Here is a 505-nt window from a genome sequence, read left to right as displayed (position 1 = left end):
GATTCGAGAAAAGTTAGTATTCAATGCTAATTTGATACCCTAGACTCTTCGCAGTTTATTGACGCGTGAGGCAGTCAATGAGGCCATGCTATTATCTACATGTAATCGTACGGAAATTTATACTGCAGCAGCGGAGATTATTCCTATTTTTTAAATGCTTATCGAACCAATCCCAATTAGCAAATACCGATATAGCATCCGTTTGCTACAGTTGTCGTGATTTCGAAGAGAGGTTAATCATCTTATTCGGGTCGTTAGTGGTTTGGATTCCATGATTGTGGGGGAGCCGCAGATATTTAGTCAGATGAAACAAGCTTACGAGGTCGCCTGTCAGGAAGGTGCGGTGGGCTCAGAATTAAAACACTTATTTTCTGCTGTTTTTTCTGCGAGTAAGTACATCCGTAATCAAATGGGAATTGGAGCCAACCCGGTTTCTTTAGCGTACGTGGTGGTGCAATTAGCTAAGCAAATTTTTTCTCGAATCGTGGATTGCCAAGTATTGTTG

At 41.4% G+C, this 505-nt stretch carries 1 pseudogene; it reads left to right on the top strand.

Features of this window, described 5'->3' with window-relative positions:
* Positions 1-58: 58 nt before the first annotated feature.
* Positions 59-505: pseudogene (locus B1F79_RS04070) on the top strand (glutamyl-tRNA reductase); the annotation flags it as partial.

It is taken from the genome of Coxiella-like endosymbiont of Rhipicephalus sanguineus (genome assembly GCF_018687865.1).
The sequence above is the reverse complement of the archived record's forward strand: the minus strand, read 5'-3'. Positions and strand labels throughout refer to the sequence as shown.